General features: G+C 63.5%; 19 protein-coding genes. 16 read left to right on the top strand and 3 right to left on the bottom strand.

Translation table 11 applies throughout. The features are described from left to right. Positions 1-142: 142 nt before the first annotated feature. From IM737_RS07630 to IM737_RS07705, 16 genes are all read left to right on the top strand, one after another. Positions 143-913: a FadR/GntR family transcriptional regulator gene (locus tag IM737_RS07630; RefSeq protein WP_236899321.1), complete on the top strand. Its 771-nt coding sequence runs from the start codon at positions 143-145 to the stop codon at positions 911-913. Between the two features lie 59 nt (positions 914-972). Next, positions 973-1932: a sugar-binding transcriptional regulator gene (locus tag IM737_RS07635; RefSeq protein WP_236899322.1), complete on the top strand. Its 960-nt coding sequence runs from the start codon at positions 973-975 to the stop codon at positions 1930-1932. Between the two features lie 158 nt (positions 1933-2090). After that, positions 2091-3398, top strand: a complete 1308-nt coding sequence (locus IM737_RS07640; RefSeq protein ID WP_236899323.1) for an ABC transporter substrate-binding protein — start codon at positions 2091-2093, stop codon at positions 3396-3398. Positions 3399-3717: 319 nt separating this feature from the next. Next, a complete protein-coding gene (locus IM737_RS07645; RefSeq protein ID WP_236899324.1) occupies positions 3718-4590 on the top strand; it encodes a carbohydrate ABC transporter permease in 873 nt (290 codons plus the stop codon). 11 nt (positions 4591-4601) lie between these two features. After that, entirely contained in the window at positions 4602-5432 is an 831-nt protein-coding gene (locus IM737_RS07650) for a carbohydrate ABC transporter permease (RefSeq protein WP_236899325.1), read from the top strand. Between the two features lie 11 nt (positions 5433-5443). Continuing rightward, positions 5444-6448 carry an ABC transporter ATP-binding protein gene (locus IM737_RS07655; protein WP_236899326.1) on the top strand — a complete coding sequence of 335 codons (1005 nt, stop codon included), beginning with the start codon at positions 5444-5446 and terminating at the stop codon, positions 6446-6448. 11 nt (positions 6449-6459) lie between these two features. Continuing rightward, the gene (locus tag IM737_RS07660; RefSeq protein ID WP_236899327.1) at positions 6460-7935 is read left to right on the top strand and encodes a mannitol dehydrogenase family protein; all 1476 of its coding nucleotides are present in this window, start codon (positions 6460-6462) and stop codon (positions 7933-7935) included. Between the two features lie 9 nt (positions 7936-7944). Further along, on the top strand, positions 7945-8631 hold the full coding sequence (locus tag IM737_RS07665; protein WP_236899328.1) for an HAD family hydrolase: 687 nt from the start codon (positions 7945-7947) through the stop codon (positions 8629-8631). A gap of 2 nt (positions 8632-8633) precedes the next feature. After that, positions 8634-10220 (top strand): FGGY-family carbohydrate kinase, encoded by a 1587-nt coding sequence (locus tag IM737_RS07670; protein WP_236899329.1) that lies wholly within the window; start codon positions 8634-8636, stop codon positions 10218-10220. Positions 10221-10315: 95 nt separating this feature from the next. Beyond that, positions 10316-13666 carry a transglutaminase family protein gene (locus IM737_RS07675; protein WP_236899330.1) on the top strand — a complete coding sequence of 1117 codons (3351 nt, stop codon included), beginning with the start codon at positions 10316-10318 and terminating at the stop codon, positions 13664-13666. 8 nt (positions 13667-13674) lie between these two features. Continuing rightward, positions 13675-16080: a circularly permuted type 2 ATP-grasp protein gene (locus IM737_RS07680; RefSeq protein ID WP_236899331.1), complete on the top strand. Its 2406-nt coding sequence runs from the start codon at positions 13675-13677 to the stop codon at positions 16078-16080. Between the two features lie 5 nt (positions 16081-16085). Next, a complete protein-coding gene (locus tag IM737_RS07685; protein ID WP_236899332.1) occupies positions 16086-16964 on the top strand; it encodes a transglutaminase family protein in 879 nt (292 codons plus the stop codon). A gap of 104 nt (positions 16965-17068) precedes the next feature. After that, positions 17069-17233, top strand: coding sequence for a hypothetical protein (locus IM737_RS07690; RefSeq protein WP_236899333.1), 165 nt, complete (start codon positions 17069-17071; stop codon positions 17231-17233). Positions 17234-17288: 55 nt separating this feature from the next. Further along, entirely contained in the window at positions 17289-17447 is a 159-nt protein-coding gene (locus IM737_RS07695; protein ID WP_236899334.1) for a DUF3309 family protein, read from the top strand. Positions 17448-17648: 201 nt separating this feature from the next. After that, entirely contained in the window at positions 17649-18008 is a 360-nt protein-coding gene (locus IM737_RS07700) for a DUF883 family protein (protein ID WP_236899335.1), read from the top strand. Between the two features lie 5 nt (positions 18009-18013). Then, on the top strand, positions 18014-18454 hold the full coding sequence (locus IM737_RS07705; RefSeq protein ID WP_236899336.1) for a hypothetical protein: 441 nt from the start codon (positions 18014-18016) through the stop codon (positions 18452-18454). A gap of 3 nt (positions 18455-18457) precedes the next feature. Here the strand turns inward: IM737_RS07705 and IM737_RS07710 are convergent, their stop codons facing one another. From IM737_RS07710 to IM737_RS07720, 3 genes are all read right to left on the bottom strand, one after another. Beyond that, positions 18458-19951, bottom strand: coding sequence for a sensor histidine kinase (locus IM737_RS07710; protein ID WP_236899337.1), 1494 nt, complete (start codon positions 19949-19951; stop codon positions 18458-18460). 117 nt (positions 19952-20068) lie between these two features. Continuing rightward, the gene (locus IM737_RS07715; protein ID WP_236899338.1) at positions 20069-20929 is read right to left on the bottom strand and encodes a diacylglycerol/lipid kinase family protein; all 861 of its coding nucleotides are present in this window, start codon (positions 20927-20929) and stop codon (positions 20069-20071) included. A gap of 69 nt (positions 20930-20998) precedes the next feature. Beyond that, positions 20999-22363: a sensor histidine kinase gene (locus IM737_RS07720; RefSeq protein WP_236899339.1), complete on the bottom strand. Its 1365-nt coding sequence runs from the start codon at positions 22361-22363 to the stop codon at positions 20999-21001. Positions 22364-22474 lie beyond the last annotated feature (111 nt).

Consider the following 22474-nt stretch of genomic DNA (forward strand, 5'->3'; position numbering starts at 1 on the left):
TATTAACGATATTGCATGTTTCAGGGCGATTGCAGTCCGCACCCTCTCCCGCTATCGTGCCGCCGCCTGAGTGGAATCTACCCAAAAAGAACGTTGCAACGGCATGGGTAAATGCAAAGGTATCTGATATCTCGGAGGAGATTTGGCCATTTTGGACAGTGACCGCGCCGATCAGCCGACTGCCGCTGGTGCGGTGGCCGACCATCTTGCGCAAATGATTCTGAGTGAACTGGCGCCCGGCGCCAGCCTGCCGAGCGAGGCTGATCTTGCGGCGCGATATGACGTCAGCCGCCTGACCATCCGAGAGGCGGTCAAGCTGCTCGAGGGACGCGGCCTGCTTGTCATTGCGCGCGGTCGCAAGGCAGTGGTGCGCGAACCCGACGGCGCTGCCTTCGCCGACTTCCTCACCTCCATTATCCGATACGACCCCAAGGGCCTGTTCGATCTGGTCGAAGTCCGCCTTTCGCTGGAAGTGCAGTCGGCAACCCTCGCCGCCAAGCGCGCCACCCGCGCTGGCATTGCCGCCATCGAGAGCGAACTCCAGGGCATGCGCGACACCGTCGGCGCCCCCGGCGACCTCATGACCACCGAGCAGGAAATGGGCTTTCACACCCACGACGTCGGCTTCCACGAAGCGGTAGCGCTTGCCAGCGGCAACCGCGTGCTCGGCTATCTCTTCGAGGCCATGGCGCAACCTCTCCGCGAAGGCTTCTTCATCAGCCGCCGCGGCCACGAGCGGCGCGGCCATACACTGCACGACACCATCGATGCACATCAGCGTATCCTCGACTGCATCAAGACTGGCAATGGCCGCGCCGCCGCCGAGGCGATGCGCCTCCACCTCAAGGACACAGAGCGCGACATACGTGTCGCGGTGAGCCAATTGGCGCTGCGCCCGGGTCCGCGTTCATAAATCGATTGCGGCCAGCGTCCGCATGGCAGAATAATCCGCGCGAACACGCAGGACCGGTTATGGCGCAGAGAGTAGATAGTTCCAGCAACAGGTTGGACGACGCGGCCCGCGCCGGCTGGCTATATTACGTGGCCGGAAACACCCAGGAAGAGATCGCCAGCAAGCTCGGCATCTCGAGGCAATCCGCCCAGCGCCTCGTATCGCTGTCGGTCAGCGAGGGCCTGATCAAGGTACGGCTTGATCACCCGATCGGCCGATGCATGGACCTCGCCGGCCGCCTCAAGACCCGATTCGCCCTCGACCTCGTCGAGATCGTGCCCACCGACCCCGCCAGCGAATCCACCACCATTGGCGTCGCCCAGGCCACGGCCGCCGAGATCGAGCGTTGGCTGAAGCGCCCCGACCCCATCGTCATGGCCATCGGCACCGGCCGCACGCTCAAGGCCGCCGTGGAACAGTTGATGCCCATGGAGTGCCCACACCACAAGGTCGTCTCGCTGACCGGCAACATCGCGCCCGATGGCTCGGCGGCCTACTACAACGTCATCTTCAACGTTGCCGACACCGTCAAAGCGCGCAGCTTCCCAATGCCCCTGCCGGTCATCGCCTCATCGGCCCGCGAGCGCGAATTGCTGCATGCCCAGCCCATGATTCGCGAAACGCTGGCTTTGGCATCCCACGCGGATGTCACCTTCGTCGGCGTGGGCGATATTGGCCCCGACGCTCCGCTCTATCTCGATGGCTTCATCACCGATGCCGAACTCAAGGCTTTGCAGAAAGCCGGCGCCGTCGGCGAGATTTGCGGCTGGGCCTTCGACGCCGATGGCAAGCTGATCGACGGGCTGACCAACGACCGTGTCGCCTCGGCCCCCATGCCGTCGCGTGAACGTTCGCTGGTGGTGGCAATCGCCATGGGAAAGAGAAAACTGCCCGGCATTCGTGCGACGCTCAACCGCCGGCTGGTCAATGGCCTCATTACCGATGAGCGTACCGCTGAAGGTTTGCTCGACCTCGCGTAAACCGATGATCAGACGATAGAATTCACTCTCCGAAAACGTTTTCAGCTGTACGTGCGTCAACCTTTGAACGCATAGCACGCTTGACTCTGCCGCATAAGTTGTGAGTATTTGCCCATCGCCGGGACAAATGCCCGTATCGATACCTGGGAGGAATACCTATGAAACTGACACCCATTCTCGTGGGCGCGTTTTCCGTTGCGCTGGCCACTTCGGCCTCTGCGCAGACGCTCACCATCGCAACCGTCAACAATGGCGACATGGTCCGCATGCAGGGTCTGTCTTCGGCCTTCACCGAAGAAACCGGCATCGAACTCAACTGGGTCGTGCTCGAAGAAAACACGCTGCGCCAGAACGTCACCACCGACATCGCCACCAATGGCGGCCAGTATGACGTGATGACCATCGGCACCTACGAAGCCCCGATCTGGGCGAAGCAGGGCTGGCTGGTGCCGCTCGACGCGCTGACCGACGACGCCGACTACGACGTCAACGACCTGCTGCCCGCCATCCGTGACGGCCTCTCGGTCGATGGCACGCTTTATGCCGCGCCGTTCTACGGCGAATCGTCGATGGTCATGTACCGCAAGGACCTGATGGAAAAGGCCGGGCTCACCATGCCAGATGCTCCCACCTGGGAATTCATCGGCGAAGCCGCCCGTGCCATGACCGATCGCGACAACGACATCAACGGCATCTGCCTGCGTGGCAAGGCCGGCTGGGGCGAGAACATGGCGTTCCTGACAGCCATGTCCAACTCCTTTGGCGCACGCTGGTTCGACGAGACCTGGACCCCCCAGTTCGATCAGCCGGAATGGAAGGCCACCCTCGATACCTACCTGTCGCTGATGGCTGACGCCGGCCCGGCTGGTGCTTCGTCCAACGGCTTCAACGAAAACCTGACCCTGTTCCAGCAGGGCAAGTGCGGCATGTGGATCGACGCCACCGTCGCCGCGTCCTTCGTGACCGGCGCCGACTCCACCGTTGCCGATCAGGTCGGCTTCGCCCTCGCTCCCGACAACGGTCTGGGCAAGCGCGGTAACTGGCTCTGGGCCTGGTCGCTGGCCATCCCGAAGAGCTCGCAGAACTGGGACGCAGCTGCCTCCTTCATCAAGTGGGCAACCGACAAGGAATACCTCGCCACGGTCGCTTCGACCGAAGGCTGGGCCAACGTTCCTCCGGGCACGCGCACCTCGCTTTACGAAAACGCCGACTACCAGGCTGCAGCGCCTTTCGCCAAGATGACGCTGGACTCGATCAACGCCGCCAATCCGAATGAGCCGACAGTGAAGCCGGTCCCCTATGTCGGCGTGCAGTTCGTCGCCATCCCGGAATTTGCCGGTATCGCCACCAATGTCGGCCAGCTCTTCTCGGCAGCGCTTGCCGGCCAGATGTCGGCAGACGACGCTCTGGCCCAGGCTCAGGAAGCGGCTACCCGCGACATGACCCGCGCTGGGTACATCAAGTAGTCCTCTCTCCCGAGGCTCCTCCTGTGGCCGGATGCTCCGGCGCCGGCCACAGACTTTCCCTTTGGACCCTGGCTTAGGCCAGGACGTCCCAAACCGGAACCGCCCGACCAACGGACCCCTCTGGAGGTCGGGCGATTCCACCAACAATCTCTCCACCATCTCGGTACCGCCCTCGGGCTTGACCCGAGGGCCTCTATCGGCCCGGTATGTGTGGTGAGTGGTCCTCGGATCAAGTCCGAGGACGGTCCGGTACAAAACCGGGACCGCCAACGTAAGAACAGAGCGCGGATCAACCGGGCTGCTTTTGGGGAGAATAGGAATGGCTACCGCACAGACCCGCACGCTCGCCCGCGTCATGATGGCGCCTGCCGTGATCGTGCTGCTGATCTGGATGATCGTGCCGCTGGTGATGACGCTCTGGTTCTCTTTCCAGAACTATAGCCTCATCAACCCGATGATGACCGGCTTTGCCGGCTGGGCGAACTACCTCTACGTGATTGGCGACCCCAGCTTCACCCAGTCGCTGCTCAATACGCTGATCCTGGTCGGCGGCGTGCTTGTCATCACCGTGGTCGGCGGCATCTTTCTGGCGCTGCTGATCGACCAGCCCATCTGGGGCCAGGGGATCCTGCGCATCATCGTCATCTCGCCGTTCTTCGTCATGCCGCCCGTAGCGGCGCTGATCTGGAAGAACGGCTTCATGCATCCTGGCTACGGCATGCTCGGCCATCTGTGGAAGGCGTTCGGCCTCGAACCAGTCGACTGGTTCAACCAGTATCCGCTGTTCTCGGTCATCGTCATCGTCGCCTGGCAGTGGCTGCCCTTCGCGACGCTGATTTTCCTCACCGCCCTGCAGTCGCTCTCCGAAGAGCAGCGCGAGGCGGCCGAGATGGACGGCGCCAATGCCGTCAACCGCTTCTACTATATCATCCTGCCCCACATGGCCCGGTCGGTGACCATTGTCATCCTGATCCAGACCATCTTCCTGCTCGGCATCTTCGCTGAAATCCGCGTCACCACCGGCGGCGGTCCGGGCTTCGCCTCGACCAATATCGCCTTCCTCGTGTTCCGCACCGGCATTCTGACCAATGACGTCGGCGCAGGCGCCGCCGGCGGCGTGGTGGCCGTCATCATCGCCAACATCGTTGCCATCTTCCTGATGCGCGCTGTCGGCAAGAACCTAGACGCGTAGGGAGGCAGGAAATGGCACGCAACGTCTCCACATCCACCAAGATCGGCTTCACGATCGCCGCCTGGGCTGTCGCTCTCATCCTCTTCTCACCCATCCTCTGGGTGTTGCTGACCGCCTTCAAGACCGAGTCCGAAGCGATCGCCAGCACGCCGACATTCTTTCCGCAGACCTTCACGCTGGAAAACTTCGCCGCCGTTCAGGATCGGTCGGACTATTTCAAGCATGCCTTCAATTCGATCGTGGTCTCGGTCGGCTCCACGCTACTTGGTCTAGTGATCGGCATTCCCGCCGCCTGGGCCATGGCCTTCTCGCCCACCAAGCGCACCAAGGACGTCTTGATGTGGATGCTCTCCACTAAGATGATGCCCGCTGCCGGCGTGCTGATCCCGATCTACTTGATCTTCATCAACCTCAAGCTGCTCGATACCCTGCACGGCCTGACGCTGATCATGACGCTGATCAACCTGCCCATCATCATCTGGATGCTCTACACCTACTTCAAGGAAATCCCGATCGACATCCTTGAGGCCGCACGCATGGACGGCGCCGAACTGTGGAACGAGATCACCCACGTCCTGGTGCCAATGGCCGTGCCCGGCATCGCCTCGACCCTGCTGCTCAATGTCATCCTTGCCTGGAACGAGGCGTTCTGGACCATCACGCTGACTGCCGGCAAGGCCGGCACGCTCACCGCCTTTATCTCCTCGTTCTCCAGCCCGCAGGGTTTGTTCCTGGCCAAACTTTCGGCCGCCTCCCTGCTCGCCATCGCGCCGATCCTGCTCATGGGCTGGTTCAGCCAGAAACAACTCGTCCGCGGTCTCACCTTCGGCGCTGTAAAGTAAGGACTAGAAAAATGGGCTCCATATCCCTGCAACACGTCAAGAAGTCCTTCGGCGAAGTCCAGATCATTCCGGACATCTCCCTCGACATCAAGGAAGGCGAATTCGTCGTCTTCGTCGGCCCGTCCGGCTGCGGTAAGTCCACCCTGCTCCGCCTGATCGCTGGCCTCGAAGACACCACATCGGGCACCATCCTGCTCGATGGCCAGGACATGACCAAGGCGCCGCCCGCCCGTCGCGGCCTCGCCATGGTGTTCCAGTCCTATGCGCTCTATCCGCATATGACCGTACGCGACAACATCGCCTTCCCGCTCAAGATGGCCAAGGCACCGCAATCGGTGATCGACCAGAAGGTCGAATACGCCGCCCGCACGCTGAACCTGAGCTCCTATCTCGACCGTCGCCCACGCGCCCTCTCCGGCGGCCAGCGCCAACGCGTCGCCATCGGCCGCGCCATCGTGCGCGAACCCAAGGCTTTCCTGTTCGACGAACCTCTGTCCAACCTCGACGCTGCCCTGCGCGTCAATATGCGGCTTGAGATCACCGAACTGCACCAGCAGCTCAAGACCACCATGATCTATGTGACCCACGACCAGGTCGAAGCCATGACCATGGCTGACCGTATCGTGGTGCTCAATGCCGGCAATGTGGAACAGTTCGGCTCGCCGCTCGATCTCTACAAGAAGCCCGCCAACCGCTTCGTCGCCGGCTTCATCGGCTCGCCCAAGATGAACTTCGTCGATGGCCCTGAAGCCGCCAAATACAACGCTCACTCCATCGGCGTCCGCCCCGAGCACTTCAAGCTCGCAACGACGGCGACCCCTGGCACCTGGAAGGGCAAGGTCGGCGTCGCCGAACAGCTCGGCTCCGACACCTTCCTTCACGTGCATGTCGACGGCCTGGGCCTAATGACCATCCGCACCGATGGCGACCAGACCTTTAGCCACGGCGACGACGTCTGGCTCACGCCCGATCCGACCCGCATCTACAAGTTCGACGCTGCCGGCATAGCGATCTAGGGACGACCAGTATGACCACCAAGCTCTCGGCCGCGGCTCTGCACTCCATCACCACGGCGTCAGTCCCCGCCTATGACCGAAGCGCCCTCTCAGCCGGCATCGTCCATTTCGGCGTCGGCAATTTTCATCGCGCCCACCAGGCCGTCTATCTCGACGACCTTTTCGCCACCGGCACCGACCACGATTGGGCGCTGGTCGGTGCCGGCGTGCGCGACGCCGACGAAGCCATGCGCCAGAAGCTGATGGCACAGGATTGGCTGACCTCGGTCGTCGAACAGGAAGCCGATACCAGCTCGGCCCGCATCACCGGTGCCATGATCGACTATGTCAGGCCCGGCGACGCCGCCGCGATCATTGCGCGTCTCACCGACCCCGCCATCCGCATCGTCTCGCTGACCATCACCGAAGGCGGCTATTATATCGACCCGGCCAGCCAGAAGTTCGATCCTGGCCACCCCGACATAGCCTACGATGCCGCGCACATGGACGCGCCGAAAACCACCTTCGGACTGATTCTCGCCGGCCTCATCGCCCGCCGCGCCGCCGGCATCCAGCCATTCACCGTCATGAGTTGCGACAACATTCCCGGCAATGGCCACGTCACCGAGAACGCCATTGTCGGCCTAGCCCAACTCGTCGATCCAGCGTTGGCGACCTGGGTCAAATCCACCGTCGCCTTCCCCAACGGCATGGTCGACCGGATCACGCCCGCCACCTCGCCACGCGAGATCGGGCTGCTCGTCGACAGCTTCGGCATCGACGACAACTGGCCGGTCTTCTGCGAGAGCTTCAAGCAATGGGTGCTTGAGGATAACTTCCCCGCAGGCCGCCCGGCACTGGAGAAGGTCGGCGTGCAGTTCGTCGAGGACGTTGCCCCTTACGAGCACATGAAGATCCGTATTCTCAATGGCGGCCACGCCACCATTGCCTACCCGGCCGGCCTGATGGACATCCACTTCGTCCACGAAGCGATGGAGCATCCGCTGGTCTCCGCCTTCCTTGCCAAGGTCGAGCGTGACGAGATCGTCAGCGTCGTCCCCCCGGTCCCCGATACCAACCTCCACGACTACATCGCTCTCTGCGAACGACGTTTCGCCAATCCCAAGATCGGGGATACAATTCGGCGTCTGGCCCTGGACGGCTCCAACCGCCAACCCAAATTCATCATCCCCTCGGCGCTCGATCGCGTCACCGCGGGCCAGGCCGTCACCGGCCTCGCCCTCGTCTCGGCCCTCTGGTGCCGCTACTGCTACGGGACCACCGAATCTGGCGCTGTGATAGAGCCCAACGACCCGAACTGGGACCGCCTGACGGCCCAGGCAAAGCTGGCCAAAGCCGATCCCAAGGCCTGGCTTGCCATGGGCGATATCTATGGCGAACTCGCCGGCAACCCGACCTTCATCGCCGCGTTCAGCCATGCACTGACCACACTGTGGACGTCAGGCACCAAGGCCACACTGGAACGCTATCTGGCGGGTAGCCTCTAGGCCGGCGCCATGAGCGCCATCGACCTCATCATCTTCGATTGCGACGGCGTCCTGGTCGACAGCGAGCCCCTCGCCATGCGAGTACTGGTGGCCGCCATTGCCGCGCAAGGCATTGAAGTCACGACGGAAACCGCCTACCGAGACTATCTCGGCCGCTCGCTCGCCTCCATCTCTGCCAGCCTCGTCGACAGCCATGGTGCGCCACTGGGCGCCGCCGCCCTCCAATCGATGCGCGACGATCTCTACGCACTCTATCGCCAGGAGTTGCGGGCCAATCCCGGGCTTCCCGCCATCCTCAGCCAGCTCGACACCCCGTTCTGCGTGGCCTCGTCCTCAAGCCCCGAACGCATCCTGCTCAGCCTTGAACTGACCGGCCTCCTGCCCTGGTTCAAGCACACCATCTACTCCGCCAGCATGGTCGAGCACGGCAAACCGGCGCCCGACCTGTTCCTCCACGCCGCCCAAGCTATGGGCGCTAATCCCCGTCGCTGCCTCGTCATCGAAGATAGTCCCGCCGGGATCACCGCTGCACAGCGCGCCGGCATGCGGGTCTTCGGCTATGTGGGGGGTAGTCATATCGCCCGGGGTGGTCTCCTCGCCGAGATCGAAACCCTTGGGCCGGACGACATTTTCGACGATATGCATGCCTTGCCCGATCGAGTAAGGTCGCTGCGAACCGATAAGAAGGCGCTCTAGGGTTGACCAAAAGCCTCCTGGTGGCAGTGGATGTAGGCACGGGGAGTGCAAGGGCCGGCGTACTGACGCCGCAAGGCGCGCTGCTGGGCCGCGCCGAGCATCCCATCGCGATGAACCGCACCGATGCCAATCATGCCGAGCACGATAGCGAACAAATCTGGCAGGCCACCTGCATGGCCATTCGCGAGGCCATGACCCTTGCGAGCGCTGCCCCCGAAGACGTCGTCGGCCTCAGTTTCGACGCCACCTGCTCCCTCGTGATCCGCGATGCCGATGGTCAGCCGGTCACCGTCTCGACCAACGGCGAAGACCGCTGGGACACCGTAGTCTGGCTCGATCATCGCGCCCTGAAGGAGGCTGACGAGTGCAACAGCACCGGCCACCCGGTGCTGAACTATGCTGGCGGCGTCATGTCGCCGGAAATGGAAGTGCCCAAGCTGATGTGGCTCAAGCGGCACATGCCGCAGAGCTGGGCTCGATCCGGCATGATGTTTGACCTGGCGGACTTCCTGTCGTGGAAAGCCACCGGCTCCTTCGCCCGCTCGCAATCCACCCTGACCTGCAAATGGACCTACCTTGCCCATACCAACCCCGGCTGGCAGCGCGACTTCCTCGCCATGGTCGGCCTCGACGACATGATCGCAAAGGCCGCGCTGCCGGAGCAGGCCAGTCCCGTTGGTGCTGACATCGGCGTGCTGACATCAGAAGCCGCCACCCAGCTGGGTCTGACCACCGCCTGCCATGTCGGCGTCGGCCTGATTGACGCCCATGCCGGCGCCTTGGGTGTCCTTGGCGCCTTCACCCATGACGTCGAGACCATCGACCGGCACCTCGCCCTCATCGCTGGCACCTCCAGCTGCGTCATGGCGCTGTCGGCTGAAGCCCGCCCGACCTCAGGCGTCTGGGGCCCCTATTTCGGCGCTGTCCTGCCCGGCGTCTGGCTCAACGAGGGCGGCCAATCCGCCACCGGAGCTCTGCTCGACCACATCATTCGCTGGCACGGCGCCGGTGGCGAACCGACCGCCGACCGTCACCGCGCCATCGCCGCGCGGATCATGGAGCTCCGCCAACGCGAGGGTCTCGCCCTCGCCGATCGCCTCCACGTTCTCCCTGATTTCCACGGCAACCGATCCCCGCTGGGCGATCCCTTCGCCCTCGGCGTCATCTCCGGCCTCACGCTGGACAGCGATTTCGATTCGCTCTGCCGCCTTTACTGGCGCACTAGCGTGTCCATCGCCTTGGGCGTTCGCCACATTCTCGAAACCCTCAACACGCGCGGCTACGCCATCGACACGCTGCATGTCACAGGTGGCCACACCAAGAATGCTGTGCTGATGGAACTCTATGCCGACGCCACCGGCTGCACGGTCGTCGAATCCTCGGCCAAGGATGCCACGCTCCTTGGCATGGCCATGGTCGCCGCCACTGCCGCCGGGCTGTATCCCACGCTCGATGCGGCCTGCGTCGCCATGCAGCAAGGCGGCCGCTCCCGGGCACCGGACCCCGTCGCACGCACCCAGTTCGACAAGGACTACCGCATCTTTCTCGAAATGCTGCGCCAGAGGCAGATCATCGACGCGATGGTCTGATCTGCGAGATGCGCCCTAGCGGTAGTGCCCGACACTCGCTAAGCTCTTTACCGGGAAGTCAAAATTTCGTGGCCTGAAGCGAGCGACCTGAACGCATGTCGATCAAAGCCGCCGTCTACCATCTGACGCACTACAAGTACGACCGTCCGGTCGTCCTCCAGCCCCAGATCATCAGGCTGCAACCGGCGCCGCATTCCAAGACCAAGGTGCTGAGCTATTCGCTCAAGGTTTCGCCTTCGCTGCACTTCGTCAACGTGCAGCAGGATCCCTACGGCAATTTCCTGACGCGCTTCGTGTTTCCCGAGCCGGTGACCGAGCTCAAGATCGAAGTCGACCTCGTCGCCGACATGACGGTCTATAACCCATTCGATTTCTTCGTCGAAGAGAGCGCCGAGACGTTCCCCTTCGAATATCCGGAGGACATCCGGGCCGATCTTTCCATCTACATGCAGCCTGAACCTGTAGGCCCACTGCTGCAGAAATTCATCGACGGCATCGACAAGAGGGCTGCCAACACAGTCAACTTCGTCACCGCCATCAATGCCTCCATCCAGCAGCACATCGCCTATATCGTGCGCATGGAGACGGGCGTCTGGACACCCGAGGAAACGCTCGGCAATGCCAAGGGCTCGTGCCGCGATTCCAGCTGGCTACTGGTCCAGACCCTGCGCAATCTCGGCTTTGCCGCCCGCTTCGTCTCCGGCTATCTGATCCAGCTCAAGCCCGACCTCGTCTCGCTCGACGGTCCCGCCGGCACCGACCACGATTTCACCGATCTGCATGCCTGGTGCGAGGTCTATCTCCCCGGTGCCGGCTGGGTCGGCCTCGACCCCACCTCTGGGCTCCTGACCGGCGAAAGCCATGTGCCGCTGGCCGCCACGCCGCATTTCCGCAACGCAGCACCGATCTCCGGCTTCGCCTCCTATGCTGAAGTCGAGTTCGACTTCGACATGAAGGTGACGCGCGTCGCCGAACACCCGCGCATCACCAAGCCATTTTCAGACGCCAGCTGGGACGAACTCGATGCTCTGGGGCACCAAGTCGACCGGGTGCTGGAAGACAACGACGTCCGCCTCACCATGGGTGGCGAACCCACCTTCGTGTCCATCGATGATTTCGAGGCCGACGAATGGAACACCGGCGCCGTCGGCCCTACCAAGCGCAACCTCGCCGATGACCTGATCCGCCGCATCCGCGAACGTTTCGCTCCCAATGGCATGCTGCATTACGGCCAGGGCAAGTGGTATCCCGGCGAGACGCTGCCACGCTGGACCTTCTCGCTCTACTGGCGCCTCGACGGCAAGCCGGTCTGGACCGATGAAAAGCTGATCGCCCGCGAAGGGGTCAAGACCACGGCAACCCATGCCGACGCCCGCAAGTTTCTTGATAGCTTTGCGCACAATCTTGGCCTCACCGGCGAGACCATCGACGAAGCCTACGAAGATCCGGGCGAGTGGCTGCTCAAAGAGGCCAACCTCCCCTCAAACGTCGACCCGGCCAATTCCGAGCTGGCCGACCCCGAAGCCCGCTCACGCATTGCCAAGGTGTTCGAGCGCGGCCTGACCAATCCGACCGGCTATGTTCTCCCGGTGCAGCGCTGGAACGCCGCCGCGTCGAGCCCCTGGCTCACCGAAAAATGGAAGACCCGCCGCGGCAAGCTTTTCCTCGCTCCCGGCGACAGCCCGGCCGGCTATCGCCTGCCGCTGAGCTCGCTCAAGCATATCAAACCCACCGAATATCCGCATGTTGTCGCCATGGATCCCGGCGCGCCACGTGGGCCGCTGCCCGATCCGGTCGAGCTCCTGGCCCGCCAGAAGACCGGCCTCGAGGCCGATCCACGCGCTCAGACCGCATCGTCGTTCACGGCATCGAGCGAACAGCAGGACCGCACCGAGCAGGAAATCAGCGAGATCGAGGGCGAAGTCCGCACCGCCGTCACTGCGGAAATCCGCGACCATCGCCTCTGTGTCTTCCTGCCGCCGGTCGAAAAGCTCGAAGACTATCTCGAACTCGTCGCTGCCGTCGAAGCCGCGGCCAGGGCTGTCGGCCAGCCCGTCCACCTCGAAGGCTATTCGCCGCCATCCGATCCCCGCCTCAACGTCATCCGCGTCGCCCCCGATCCTGGTGTGATCGAGGTCAACATTCACCCCGCCTCCAGCTGGGACGATTGTGTCGCCACCACAACGGCGATCTACGAGGAAGCCCGCCTGTCGCGCCTGGGTGCGGACAAGTTCATGATCGATGGCCGCCACACCGGCACCGGCGGCGGTAATCACGTGGTGGTTGGCGGCGCCACACCGGGCGACAGCCCGTTCCTGCGCCGGCCCGACCTGCTCAAGTCGCTGGTCCTCCACTGGCAGCGCCACCCGGCCATGTCCTACCTGTTCTCCGGCCTGTTCATCGGCCCGACCAGCCAGGCGCCGCGCTTCGACGAGGCCCGTCACGACAGCCTCTACGAACTCGAAATCGCCATGGCGCAGGTGCCGCACCCGCAGTCCGGCAATCCGCCGCCGCTGCCGTGGCTTGTCGACCGCCTGTTCCGCAACCTGCTCGTCGACGTCACCGGCAATACCCACCGCTCGGAAATCTGCATCGACAAGCTCTACTCCCCCGACGGCCCCACCGGCCGCCTCGGCCTTGTCGAATTCCGGGGCTTCGAAATGCCGCCCAATGCGCGCATGTCGCTGGCCCAGCAGGTACTGATCCGCGCTCTCATAGCCCGCTACTGGACCGATCCGGCCGACGGCTCGTTTGCCCGCTGGGGCACGACGCTGCACGATCGCTTCATGCTGCCACACTATGTCTGGCAGGACTTCCTCGACATCCTGGCCGATCTTGATCGCCACGGATTCAAGCTCGATCCCGCCTGGTTCACCGCCCAGCTCGAATTCCGCTTCCCGTTCTGCGGCGAGGTCGAATACGAGGGCGTCCATCTCGAACTGCGCCAGGCGCTCGAACCCTGGCACGTCATGGGCGAACAGGGCGCCATCGGCGGCACCGTGCGTTTTGTCGATAGCTCGGTCGAGCGCCTGCAGGTCAAGCTCGAAGGCATCAACCCCGAACGCTACGCCGTCACCTGCAACCAGCGCCCTGTCCCGCTTCGCACAACCGATCAGGCCGGGACGGCCGTCGCCGGCGTCCGCTACAAAGCCTGGCAGCCCGCCTCGGGCCTGCATCCTGTGCTGCCGATCAACACACCGCTGGTCTTCGACATCTACGATACCTGGACCCAGCGCCCGGTCGGCGGCTGCGTCTATCACGTCGCCCATCCCGGCGGCCGCAGCTACGATACCTTCCCCATCAACGGCAACGAGGCCGAGGCGCGTCGCCTCGCGCGTTTTGTTCCCCAGAACTACACGGCCGGCGGTTACGCCCTTCGTCCGGAAAAGCCTGCGGACGAATTCCCGCTGACGCTTGACCTGCGCCGACCGCCGCGCTTCTGGTAGGCATGGAAATGCGGAATCAGAAATCGAAGGGCAAGCCTCCAGCCGGACCCAGCATTATTGCTGATTACCGGCTGCAGCCCGGCGTGCCCGACGAGATGATCGACCCAAGCGGCAATATCCGTCCGGGCTGGTCGCAACTGATGGCCGCATTCGACAAGCTCGGCCCCACCGAGCTTGCTGCCCGCTTTGAGCGCGCCGACCAGTATCTGCGCGACGCCGGCGTGTTCTACCGCAAGTATGACGGCGCCGAAGGCCGCGAACGAGATTGGCCCCTGGCGCATGTGCCGCTGCTGATCGATGAGGCCGACTGGTCCCGGATCAGCGCTGGCCTTATCCAGCGTGCTGAACTGCTGGAAACCGTCATCGCCGATATCTATGGCGACAACACGTTGGTTCAGCAGGGTCTGCTGCCACCCGAACTGATCGCCCGCAATGGCGAGTTCCTGCGGCCACTTGTCGGCGTCAAACCGGCCAGCGGTCACTACCTGCATTTCTGCGCCTTCGAACTCGGCCGTGGCCCCGATGGCGCCTGGTGGGTTCTCGGCGACCGGACGCAAGCGCCATCGGGTGCCGGCTTCGCCCTCGAAAATCGCGTCGCCACCACGCGCGCGCTGTCCGACATCTATTCGGACATGAATGTGCATCGTCTGGCCGGCTTCTTCCGCGGCTTCCGTGATACGCTGTTTGACGAGGCCAAGCGCGATGGTGGCCGCGTCGCCATCCTGACGCCGGGCCAGCTCAACGAAACCTATTTCGAACACGCCTATATTGCCCGCTATCTCGGCCTGATGCTGCTCGAAGGCGAAGATCTGGTCGTCGAGGACGGCAAGGTCATGGTGCGGACCGTTGCCGGCCCCAAGCCGATCAGCGTGCTGTGGCGCCGCGTCGATGCCAGCTTCGTCGATCCGCTCGAGCTGCGCTACGACAGCCGCATCGGCACGCCCGGCATGGTCGAGGCCCTGCGCCATGGCTCGGTCTCGATGATCAATGCCCTGGGCACGGGCTTGCTCGAAACCCGTGCTTTGGCGGCCTTCATGCCCCGCCTCGCCAGGAAGCTGCTCGGCGAGAGCATGCTGCTGCCCGAAATCGCCACATGGTGGTGCGGTCAGCCCGGCGAGCAACGCCACGTCATCGACAATTTCGACAACCTGATGATCGGCCCGGCCTTCGCCACGACGCTGCCCTTCGATGACCAGCGCGGCACCATGCTCGGCTCGACCATTCCTGCCGACCAGAAGGCCGTTCTGCTCGACCGCATCCGGGCCAATGGCGCCGACTATGTCGGCCAGGAGCCGGTGCAGCTGTCCACCGCCCCCGTCTATGTCGACGGCAAACTGCAACCGCGTCCCATCGCCCTGCGCGTTTACGCCGCCCGCACTGACAAAGGCTGGACGATTATGCCCGGCGGCTTTGCCCGCGTCGGTTCGACCCTCGACACCACCGCCATTGCCATGCAGCGCGGCGGCCAGGCGGCCGACGTGTGGGTGCTGTCCTCCAAGCCGGTCGAGCGCGTTACCCTGCTGCCCCAGGATGGCGAGAAGCTCGTTCGCAACTCGCCTGGCAGCCTGCCCAGTCGCGCCGCCGATAACCTGATCTGGCTGGGACGTTATGCCGAGCGCTGCGAGTCAGCCGTCCGTATCCTGCGCGCCTACAATGCCCGGCTGGCCGAGCTGTCCAAGCCCGACCTGCCGATCCTCAAGCATTGCGCCGACTTCCTCGAAACCATCGATGTCGATGCCTCCGAGGCCATGCCGATGGGCCTGCTGTCCTCCATCGACAGCGCCGTCCACAGTGCCGGCCAGATCCGCGACCGATTCTCGCCCGATGGCTGGCTCGCCCTCAATGATCTGCAGAAGACTGCGCAACGCTTTGCAAAAAAGATCGAACCGGGCGACGATGCTACCCGCGCCATGACCGTGCTGCTGCGCAAGCTGGCGGGCTTTTCCGGCCTCGTACATGAGAACATGTATCGCTTTGCCGGCTGGCGCTTCCTCGAACTCGGTCGCCGCCTCGAGCGCGCCATCCAGATCGCCCGCATCACCGGCTGGCTGACCGACAAGGACGCGCCCGACGGCTCGCTCGAAATGCTGCTCGAAATCGGCGACAGCGTCATGTCGCATCGTCGGCGCTACTCGGTCAGCGCCGGCACGCAGAGCGCCACGGACCTGCTCGTGCTCGATCCGCTCAATCCGCGCTCGGTCCAGTTCCAGATCACCGAATTGCGCACCCAGATCGAAATGCTGCCTGGTGGTATCGACGACGGCATACTGTCGCCGGCCGCCAAGGCAGCTCTGCAGATCGAGACCGACCTGCGCATCGCCGTGGCCGCCGATATGACGCCGGAAGCACTCGACAAGCTCGCGGCCGAAATCGGCATGCTGTCGAGCCTCGTCGCCTCGGCCTACTTCGTGTAGCCGCCATGCTTTATGACATCCGCCTCGAACTGACCTACGACTACGACGCAACCGTGCATGGCGGCCGGCACCTCATCCGTGTTGCGCCGATCACCGTGCCGGGTGTGCAGCGCGTCGTGGCATCCAGCCTGTCCTTCGAGCCGCGGCCGCAGCGTGAAAGCACCTTCACCGATTTCTTCGGCAATTCGGCCACCGCCGTGACCTATGTCGAACCGCACGATCGTCTCGATGTCCGCCTCACCGCCCGGGTGCAGGTCGAGGATATCCATCCGCCTGCTGACCTGTCGCCCTCGCTGCAGGGTCTCAATCGGGAAGTGTCCCGCTACTGGTCGGTCGAGCCCGACAGTCCCCACCATTTCCTTGCCGCGTCGCCGCGCGTGCAGACCGTCCCCGCCATCACCGACTATGTCGAAGCGGTTATCGCTGACACGCAATCGGTCATGGCTGCCGCGACTGCGCTCTGCATGGCGATCCACCGCGATTTCGCCTACGACCCCAAGGCAACCGACGTCGAGACCAAGCCCGCCGAGGCCTTTGCCCTGCGCAAGGGCGTCTGCCAGGACTTCGCACATGTCATGATCGCGGGCCTGCGCGGTGTCGGTATCCCGGCCGGCTACGTCTCCGGCTTCCTGCGGACCAACCCGCCCAAGGGCAAGCCGCGCCTCGAAGGGGCCGACGCCATGCATGCATGGGTGCGTGCCTGGTGCGGCCAGCATATCGGCTGGGTCGAGTTCGACCCCACCAACGCCATGATCGCCGGCCCCGACCACATCTCCATCGGCCACGGTCGCGACTACGCCGATATCTCGCCGATCGTCGGCGTGCTCAAAACGCACGGCTCGCACGAGACCAAACAGTCGGTCGACGTATTGCGCGTAGAATAACGCGCCATTTGTTTCAACTGCGATCGCGGAACCAAATGTGATCCCTGCCCGTTGCTTGGACAGTCGCAACATCGCGCACTGAAACAGGTTCTGCGGAGGCCACCATGAGCAATATCGACATCAAGGCGCTTGAACACGCAGGTCGTACAGCCATGGTCTGGACGGAAGGCTATGACGGGGAAACCCACTATGCCAGCGTCCTCAAGGCCCTTGCGCCTGCCCTTCTTATCCTGGCCACCGCTGCTGGCCTGATGCTCGCAATTCTCTAGACGCCAGCGCGTCCACCAGGCGCCTCATGCGTCCAATAACAATAGGAGAGCTACCATGGGTCTCGGTACAATTCTCATCATCATCCTGATTCTGCTGTTGATCGGCGCACTGCCCAGCTGGGGCTATTCGCGCGGTTTCGGCTACTTCCCATCCGGTATTCTCGGCGTCGTGCTGGTTGTCGTTCTCATCCTCGTGCTGATGGGCCGCGTCTAGCAGTCGAGAAGAATAAACGGGCGCAGCCAGTCCCCTGGTTCCACCAAGTGGAATGCGCCCTGCGGGCCAAGGTCGCCCCCCTTTGCCCGCCCCTTGTCACCCCGATACGCTGCAACGCGTGTCGGGGTGTCTTTCTATTGAACGCTCGGAACTCCTTGGATTTTCAGGCGTTGTCGCCATAACAGCTAGAAGGAGCGTCACATGGCTACCACTTCAGATCTCGCACCGACCCGTCCCAAGCGCCCGACCGGCACACGGTCCAACACCAAGCCGCGCGAAGAGCAGCTTGAGGACCAGGTCGCTCAGCTTCAGTCCGACCTCAAGGCAATTGCCGCGACGCTGGCCAAGCTGAGCAACGAAAAGGTCAGCGAAGTGCGCGACGTCGCCAAGAGCGAAATGCGCCACCTGCAGCGCCAGGGCCAGCACGTCATCGACGATGTACAGGACCAGGCCGGCGCCATGGAAAAGCAGCTCAAGGACACCATCCGCGAAAAGCCACTGACCGCCGTGGCAAGCGCGGTGGGCATCGGCTTTATTCTGGCTCTGCTGTCGCGGCGCTGAACACCATGCATTTGCTGGTGCCTCTCGCGGCCCTCCTCGGCATTGAGGTTGAGGCCATAACCGATCGCGTCAAGGCAACAATCCTCGTCAATGCGGCGATGGTGTTGTTTGGCTTGACGGGTCTGGTGTTTCTATTGGTCGCCGGCTTCATCGCCCTCAGCGATCTCGTCGGGTCGATCTATGCGGCGCTCATCTTCGCCGGCAGCTTTCTGTTGCTCGCGCTGGCCGTCTATCTCGGCAGCCGCATTGGTGAAAGCCGTCACCGGCGCGAGGCGGTCAAGAAGCGCCGGTCCAGCGAGACCAGCGCTTTCGTCACCACGGCGGCATTGACGGCCTTGCCGGTCTTACTGCGGTCGCCGCTGGTGCGAACGCTGGGCCTGCCGGCGGCCGCCATCGCGGCGTTCCTACTAGTGCGCAATAGCGGCGACGAAGACGACAACGACTGAGGATCAATTATCCTCAGTCGGCAACGGCAGCCACACATCGGCCACCACGCCATCAGGCGTGAAATCGAGCTTCACTTCGCTGTCGAGTACTTTAGCGAGGCTCCGTTCGATCAGCCTGGTGCCCAAACCGTGTTCCTGCGGCGGGCTGACCTGGGGCCCGCCGATCTCGCGCCAGTTCAGCGCCAGACCGCGCTCCGGCGCGGTCTTGATGTCCCAGCGAATGCTGACAGTGCCCTTGTCGTCCGACCAGGCCCCATGCCGCATGGCATTGGTGGTCAACTCATGCAGGATCAGCCCAAGCCCCAGCGCATGATCGGCCGGCAGCATGACGTCGCTGCCGCTGACCTCGGCCCGATCGGGATTGGTCAGGAAGTTCGGTCCCAGCTGAGACGCGATAACCTCATAGAGCTGCACACCCGACCAGTCCCGGTCGGCCAGCAGCACATGCGCATCCGAAATCGTCCGCAGCCGGCCTGAAAAGGCCTCGATGAAGGCCCGCGGATCCGGATTCTGCCGGATGGTCTGCCGCGCCACCGACTGGATCATCGCTAGCGTGTTTTTCACCCGATGATTGAGCTCGCGCAGCAGCAGCCGCGTCTGGTCGGCGGACTGCTTGCTCTCGGTGATGTCGATACTGGCGCCCATCATGATCAGCGCCTTGCCCTCGGCATCGCGCTGATAGACCCGGCCGCGCATAGTCAGCCAGCGTCCAGAATTGCCGACCCGCGCCTCGGCGCCGTAGTCCACGCCATCGCGAAGACTGGCCTCGATTCCGGATCGTACCGTGGCCCGATCGGCCGGGTGTGTGGCCTCGAGCACATCATCCACCCGCACCGGCCCGCTTTCGGCAAGCCCGTACATCCGCCTGAACATGTCGTTGCAGGCCACTTCACCAGTGCGCACGTCCCAGACCCAGCTGCCGACCTTGCCGGCCTCCAGCGTCAAGGCATGCCGCCACTCCTCGCGCAGCAAAGCCGCAGCCGTCCGCGCCCGCACCCGCGCTTCGTCCTTGAGTGCAAACAGTGCAGCAGCCACGCCTGCCAGATCGACAAGCTGTTCGAGCAGCGCCGGATCAACCGCGTCTCGCGGCCTGGCGCTCAGCACGCACAGCGTCCCAAGCCGCTGTCCGGCGATAATGATCGGTGCGCCAGCATAAAAGCGTATTTGCGGTGCGTCGGTCACCAGCAAATTGGCTTTGAAGCGCTCGTCGGTGCTGGCATCGAGCACGACGGTCACGTCATCAGGCGAGGCCAAGGTGTGTGCGCAAAAAGACAGTTCGGTCTTGTTGCCGGTCATGCCTTCGGCGCCAAAGCAGCCATGGAACGACTGCCATTCCGCGCCGACCAGCGTGACCAGTCCGAACTCGGCCTTGAAAATATGCGCGACGGTCCGGCTCAGCCGCGCAAAATCGGCGTCCGGCTCATCCGTCATGTTGAGCGCGTCAAGCGCCCCCAACCGTATCGGGTCGTCAATCACCGCCCGGACGCTGTCCGGCAACGGAGCCCCTAAGTCTGTCAATTCCAGTCCTGACGCTTACAAATACGCCCCACTATCCAGGCACGACGCCAGATAATCCGGACCAAACGCGTCTCAACCCGATTGGTTCCACCTTTTTCAGCTGGCGATAGGCAGCTTGGGCAAAATGACCTTCAGCGCCCCCGGATGGACCTTGAGGGCCACCGATCGATCAAGCTTGATCAGCTCGCCATCGATCACGGCATGCGCCCCGCGCTTGCGTTTGGGGAAATGTAGGGTCACCTCCTCAACCTCCTTCTCGGAGACCATCGGGCTGGCGCGCCAACTGCCGAGGAAGACATCCACCGCAAGCCTGATCAGTGCCGACGTCGACACCGGCGCCGCAACATAGACGCCAAGTATGCCGGCATCGAGCCGGTCGGCGTGGATCTGCCCTTCACCCAGCGGATTGTTGGAAACCGCGATACCGGACACCCGGCACTTCTCCACACCCCGCTTGGTGACGAGTTCGGCATCGAATTCGGGGGGATTGATGGCCGCAGCACCAATGGCGCGCAAGCTGGCCAGCATCTTGCCCACCCGGCTGCTATAGGTCATCCCCTCGCGGATACGCACCAGCCGCGCATGAATGCCAACGCCGAACTGATGCACGAACGGTCGGTCATTGGCGGTGGCAATGTCCACCGTGCCAATTTCGCCAGCTGCGATTGCCTCCAACGCGCCCGGCAGATCGAGCGGCACTTTGAGCGCCCGGGCAAAGAGATTCATGGTGCCCGCCGGCAGCACCCCGAGCGGCACGCCGGAAGCATAGGCTATGCCTGCGGCGGCGGAAATCGTCCCATCACCACCCCCGGCCAGGATGGCATCCACGCCTTTGGTCTTTGCCGCAGTCTGCAAAGCGGCTTCGACCGCGTTTCCGGCTACGATCTTGCACTCCAGCACATGGCCGTGCCGCTCAAACACCTCACGCGCCGTAGTGCAAAAGATCTCCAGATCCATAGTCCGAAGCGTTCCGCCATCGCGGTTGAGAATAGCCACAATGCGCAAGGATAGGCTCCATTCTTGGGGTCAGGCAGGCGGCGAAACATTCTTGTCGATACCGGGCAGCGGCACGACCACCGACAGCCCGCCGCCTTCGCGCCGCAGATATTGCGGAACGCCGCCAAACTGGTTCGCCAACTGCTTGACGATGACCGAGCCCAGGCCGCCTTCGCCCGGCTGGCTGTCCTCGGCTATGCCCACGCCATCATCGGTGACGGTCAGCGTCGGCACACCGTCAGCGTCACGCCGCAGACGCACGGTCACCGTGCCGCTGCGGTCCTCCGGGAACGCATGCTTGAGCGCGTTGGTCACCAGCTCGCCGACCAGAATGCCCACGGTCGTCGCATCGCGGGCGCCGATCACGATGGGGTCGATTTCGCCGGTCAGCGTCACCGCCTTGGTGCCGGTAACGGTCGATGCCAGATCTTCGAGCACTGCGTCGAGAAAATCGTCCGCACTCGCGGTTTCGAGATCATCCCCCAGCCGGAGCCGGCGGTGTGCCGAAGCAATGGCATGGACGCGGGAACGTGCTGCCTCCAGTGCCTGGCGAACCTCATCCGACTTGCTGCGGATCAGCTGCAGGCCCAGCAGCGACGACACCGTGGCCAATGAATTGCCGATGCGGTGGCTGCTGTCCTGCAGCAGCGCCTCGACGCGCTCGCGCTCGCGCTCGGCATGGGCGCGCGCCTCTTCCACCGCCTGCGTCCGCTCGCGCACCAAAGACTCGAGCTCTTCCTTCTCGCTGCGCAGCAGATTGCGGTTCTGCGCCAGCGCCGTCACCTCGCGCTGGGTGCGTGTGAACAGGATGTAAGCCAGGATAACGGCCCCGGCCAAGGCAGCCACGATTGCCCCGACCAGCGACAGCCGCATCGTATCTATGCTCCGGTTGCGATCGAGCAGGTTCTGGTTTTCATCGCTGATGAACTGCTCTAGCGCCGCGCGCACCTCGTCCATCAGCCGCTCACCCATTCCCGTCTGGATCAGCGTCCTCGCTTCGGCCGTTCGCTGCGAGTTGACCAGATCCACCGTGCGCGCCATCTCGGCGATCTTGGCGGCAATATCCCCGGTGATGTCGTTGACCCGTGCGGCGCGTGACGGATCGTCGTCAGTAACAGCGATCAGCGCCAATACGCTGGCATCAATGTCTGCTGCGGCCCGCCTGTAGGTCTGAAGATAGCTGTCATCCCGCGTCAGCACATAGCCACGCTGACTGCTTTCGGTTTCGCTGAGGGCAATGGTCAGTTCGCGCGCCTGGTTGCGAACATCATAGGTGCGCGCCATGTCGCCGATCTGGCGATCCATGCTCTGCACCAGTACGAGCGAGGCGACGGCGGCGAGCAGCACCAGCGACAACGATGCCCAAATGGCAACGCGCCGGCCGATGCGCCTCAAGCGGACGCCGTCCTGTCTGTGCTCTGTCATGTCGCTCGCGATGGTCATCCGATTACCAGCGCAACACCGACAGCGATTCTGCCCCACGTGCCGCAGGATCGTGCTTGGCGC

It is taken from the genome of Devosia sp. SL43, from assembly GCF_021729885.1.
Lineage (GTDB): Bacteria > Pseudomonadota > Alphaproteobacteria > Rhizobiales > Devosiaceae > Devosia.

Excerpts from the sequence above, each read along its gene's own strand:
- IM737_RS07715 (WP_236899338.1), bottom strand. The coding sequence starts at position 20,929 with ATGGATCTGGAGATCTTTTGCACTACGGCGCGTGAGGTGTTTGAGCGG.
- IM737_RS07635 (WP_236899322.1), top strand. The coding sequence starts at position 973 with ATGGCGCAGAGAGTAGATAGTTCCAGCAACAGGTTGGACGACGCGGCC.
- IM737_RS07680 (WP_236899331.1), top strand. The coding sequence starts at position 13,675 with ATGCGGAATCAGAAATCGAAGGGCAAGCCTCCAGCCGGACCCAGCATT.
- IM737_RS07660 (WP_236899327.1), top strand. The coding sequence starts at position 6,460 with ATGACCACCAAGCTCTCGGCCGCGGCTCTGCACTCCATCACCACGGCG.
- IM737_RS07645 (WP_236899324.1), top strand. The coding sequence starts at position 3,718 with ATGGCTACCGCACAGACCCGCACGCTCGCCCGCGTCATGATGGCGCCT.
- IM737_RS07650 (WP_236899325.1), top strand. The coding sequence starts at position 4,602 with ATGGCACGCAACGTCTCCACATCCACCAAGATCGGCTTCACGATCGCC.
- IM737_RS07665 (WP_236899328.1), top strand. The coding sequence starts at position 7,945 with ATGAGCGCCATCGACCTCATCATCTTCGATTGCGACGGCGTCCTGGTC.
- IM737_RS07640 (WP_236899323.1), top strand. The coding sequence starts at position 2,091 with ATGAAACTGACACCCATTCTCGTGGGCGCGTTTTCCGTTGCGCTGGCC.
- IM737_RS07655 (WP_236899326.1), top strand. The coding sequence starts at position 5,444 with ATGGGCTCCATATCCCTGCAACACGTCAAGAAGTCCTTCGGCGAAGTC.
- IM737_RS07700 (WP_236899335.1), top strand. The coding sequence starts at position 17,649 with ATGGCTACCACTTCAGATCTCGCACCGACCCGTCCCAAGCGCCCGACC.
- IM737_RS07685 (WP_236899332.1), top strand. The coding sequence starts at position 16,086 with ATGCTTTATGACATCCGCCTCGAACTGACCTACGACTACGACGCAACC.
- IM737_RS07695 (WP_236899334.1), top strand. The coding sequence starts at position 17,289 with ATGGGTCTCGGTACAATTCTCATCATCATCCTGATTCTGCTGTTGATC.
- IM737_RS07690 (WP_236899333.1), top strand. The coding sequence starts at position 17,069 with ATGAGCAATATCGACATCAAGGCGCTTGAACACGCAGGTCGTACAGCC.
- IM737_RS07675 (WP_236899330.1), top strand. The coding sequence starts at position 10,316 with ATGTCGATCAAAGCCGCCGTCTACCATCTGACGCACTACAAGTACGAC.
- IM737_RS07705 (WP_236899336.1), top strand. The coding sequence starts at position 18,014 with ATGCATTTGCTGGTGCCTCTCGCGGCCCTCCTCGGCATTGAGGTTGAG.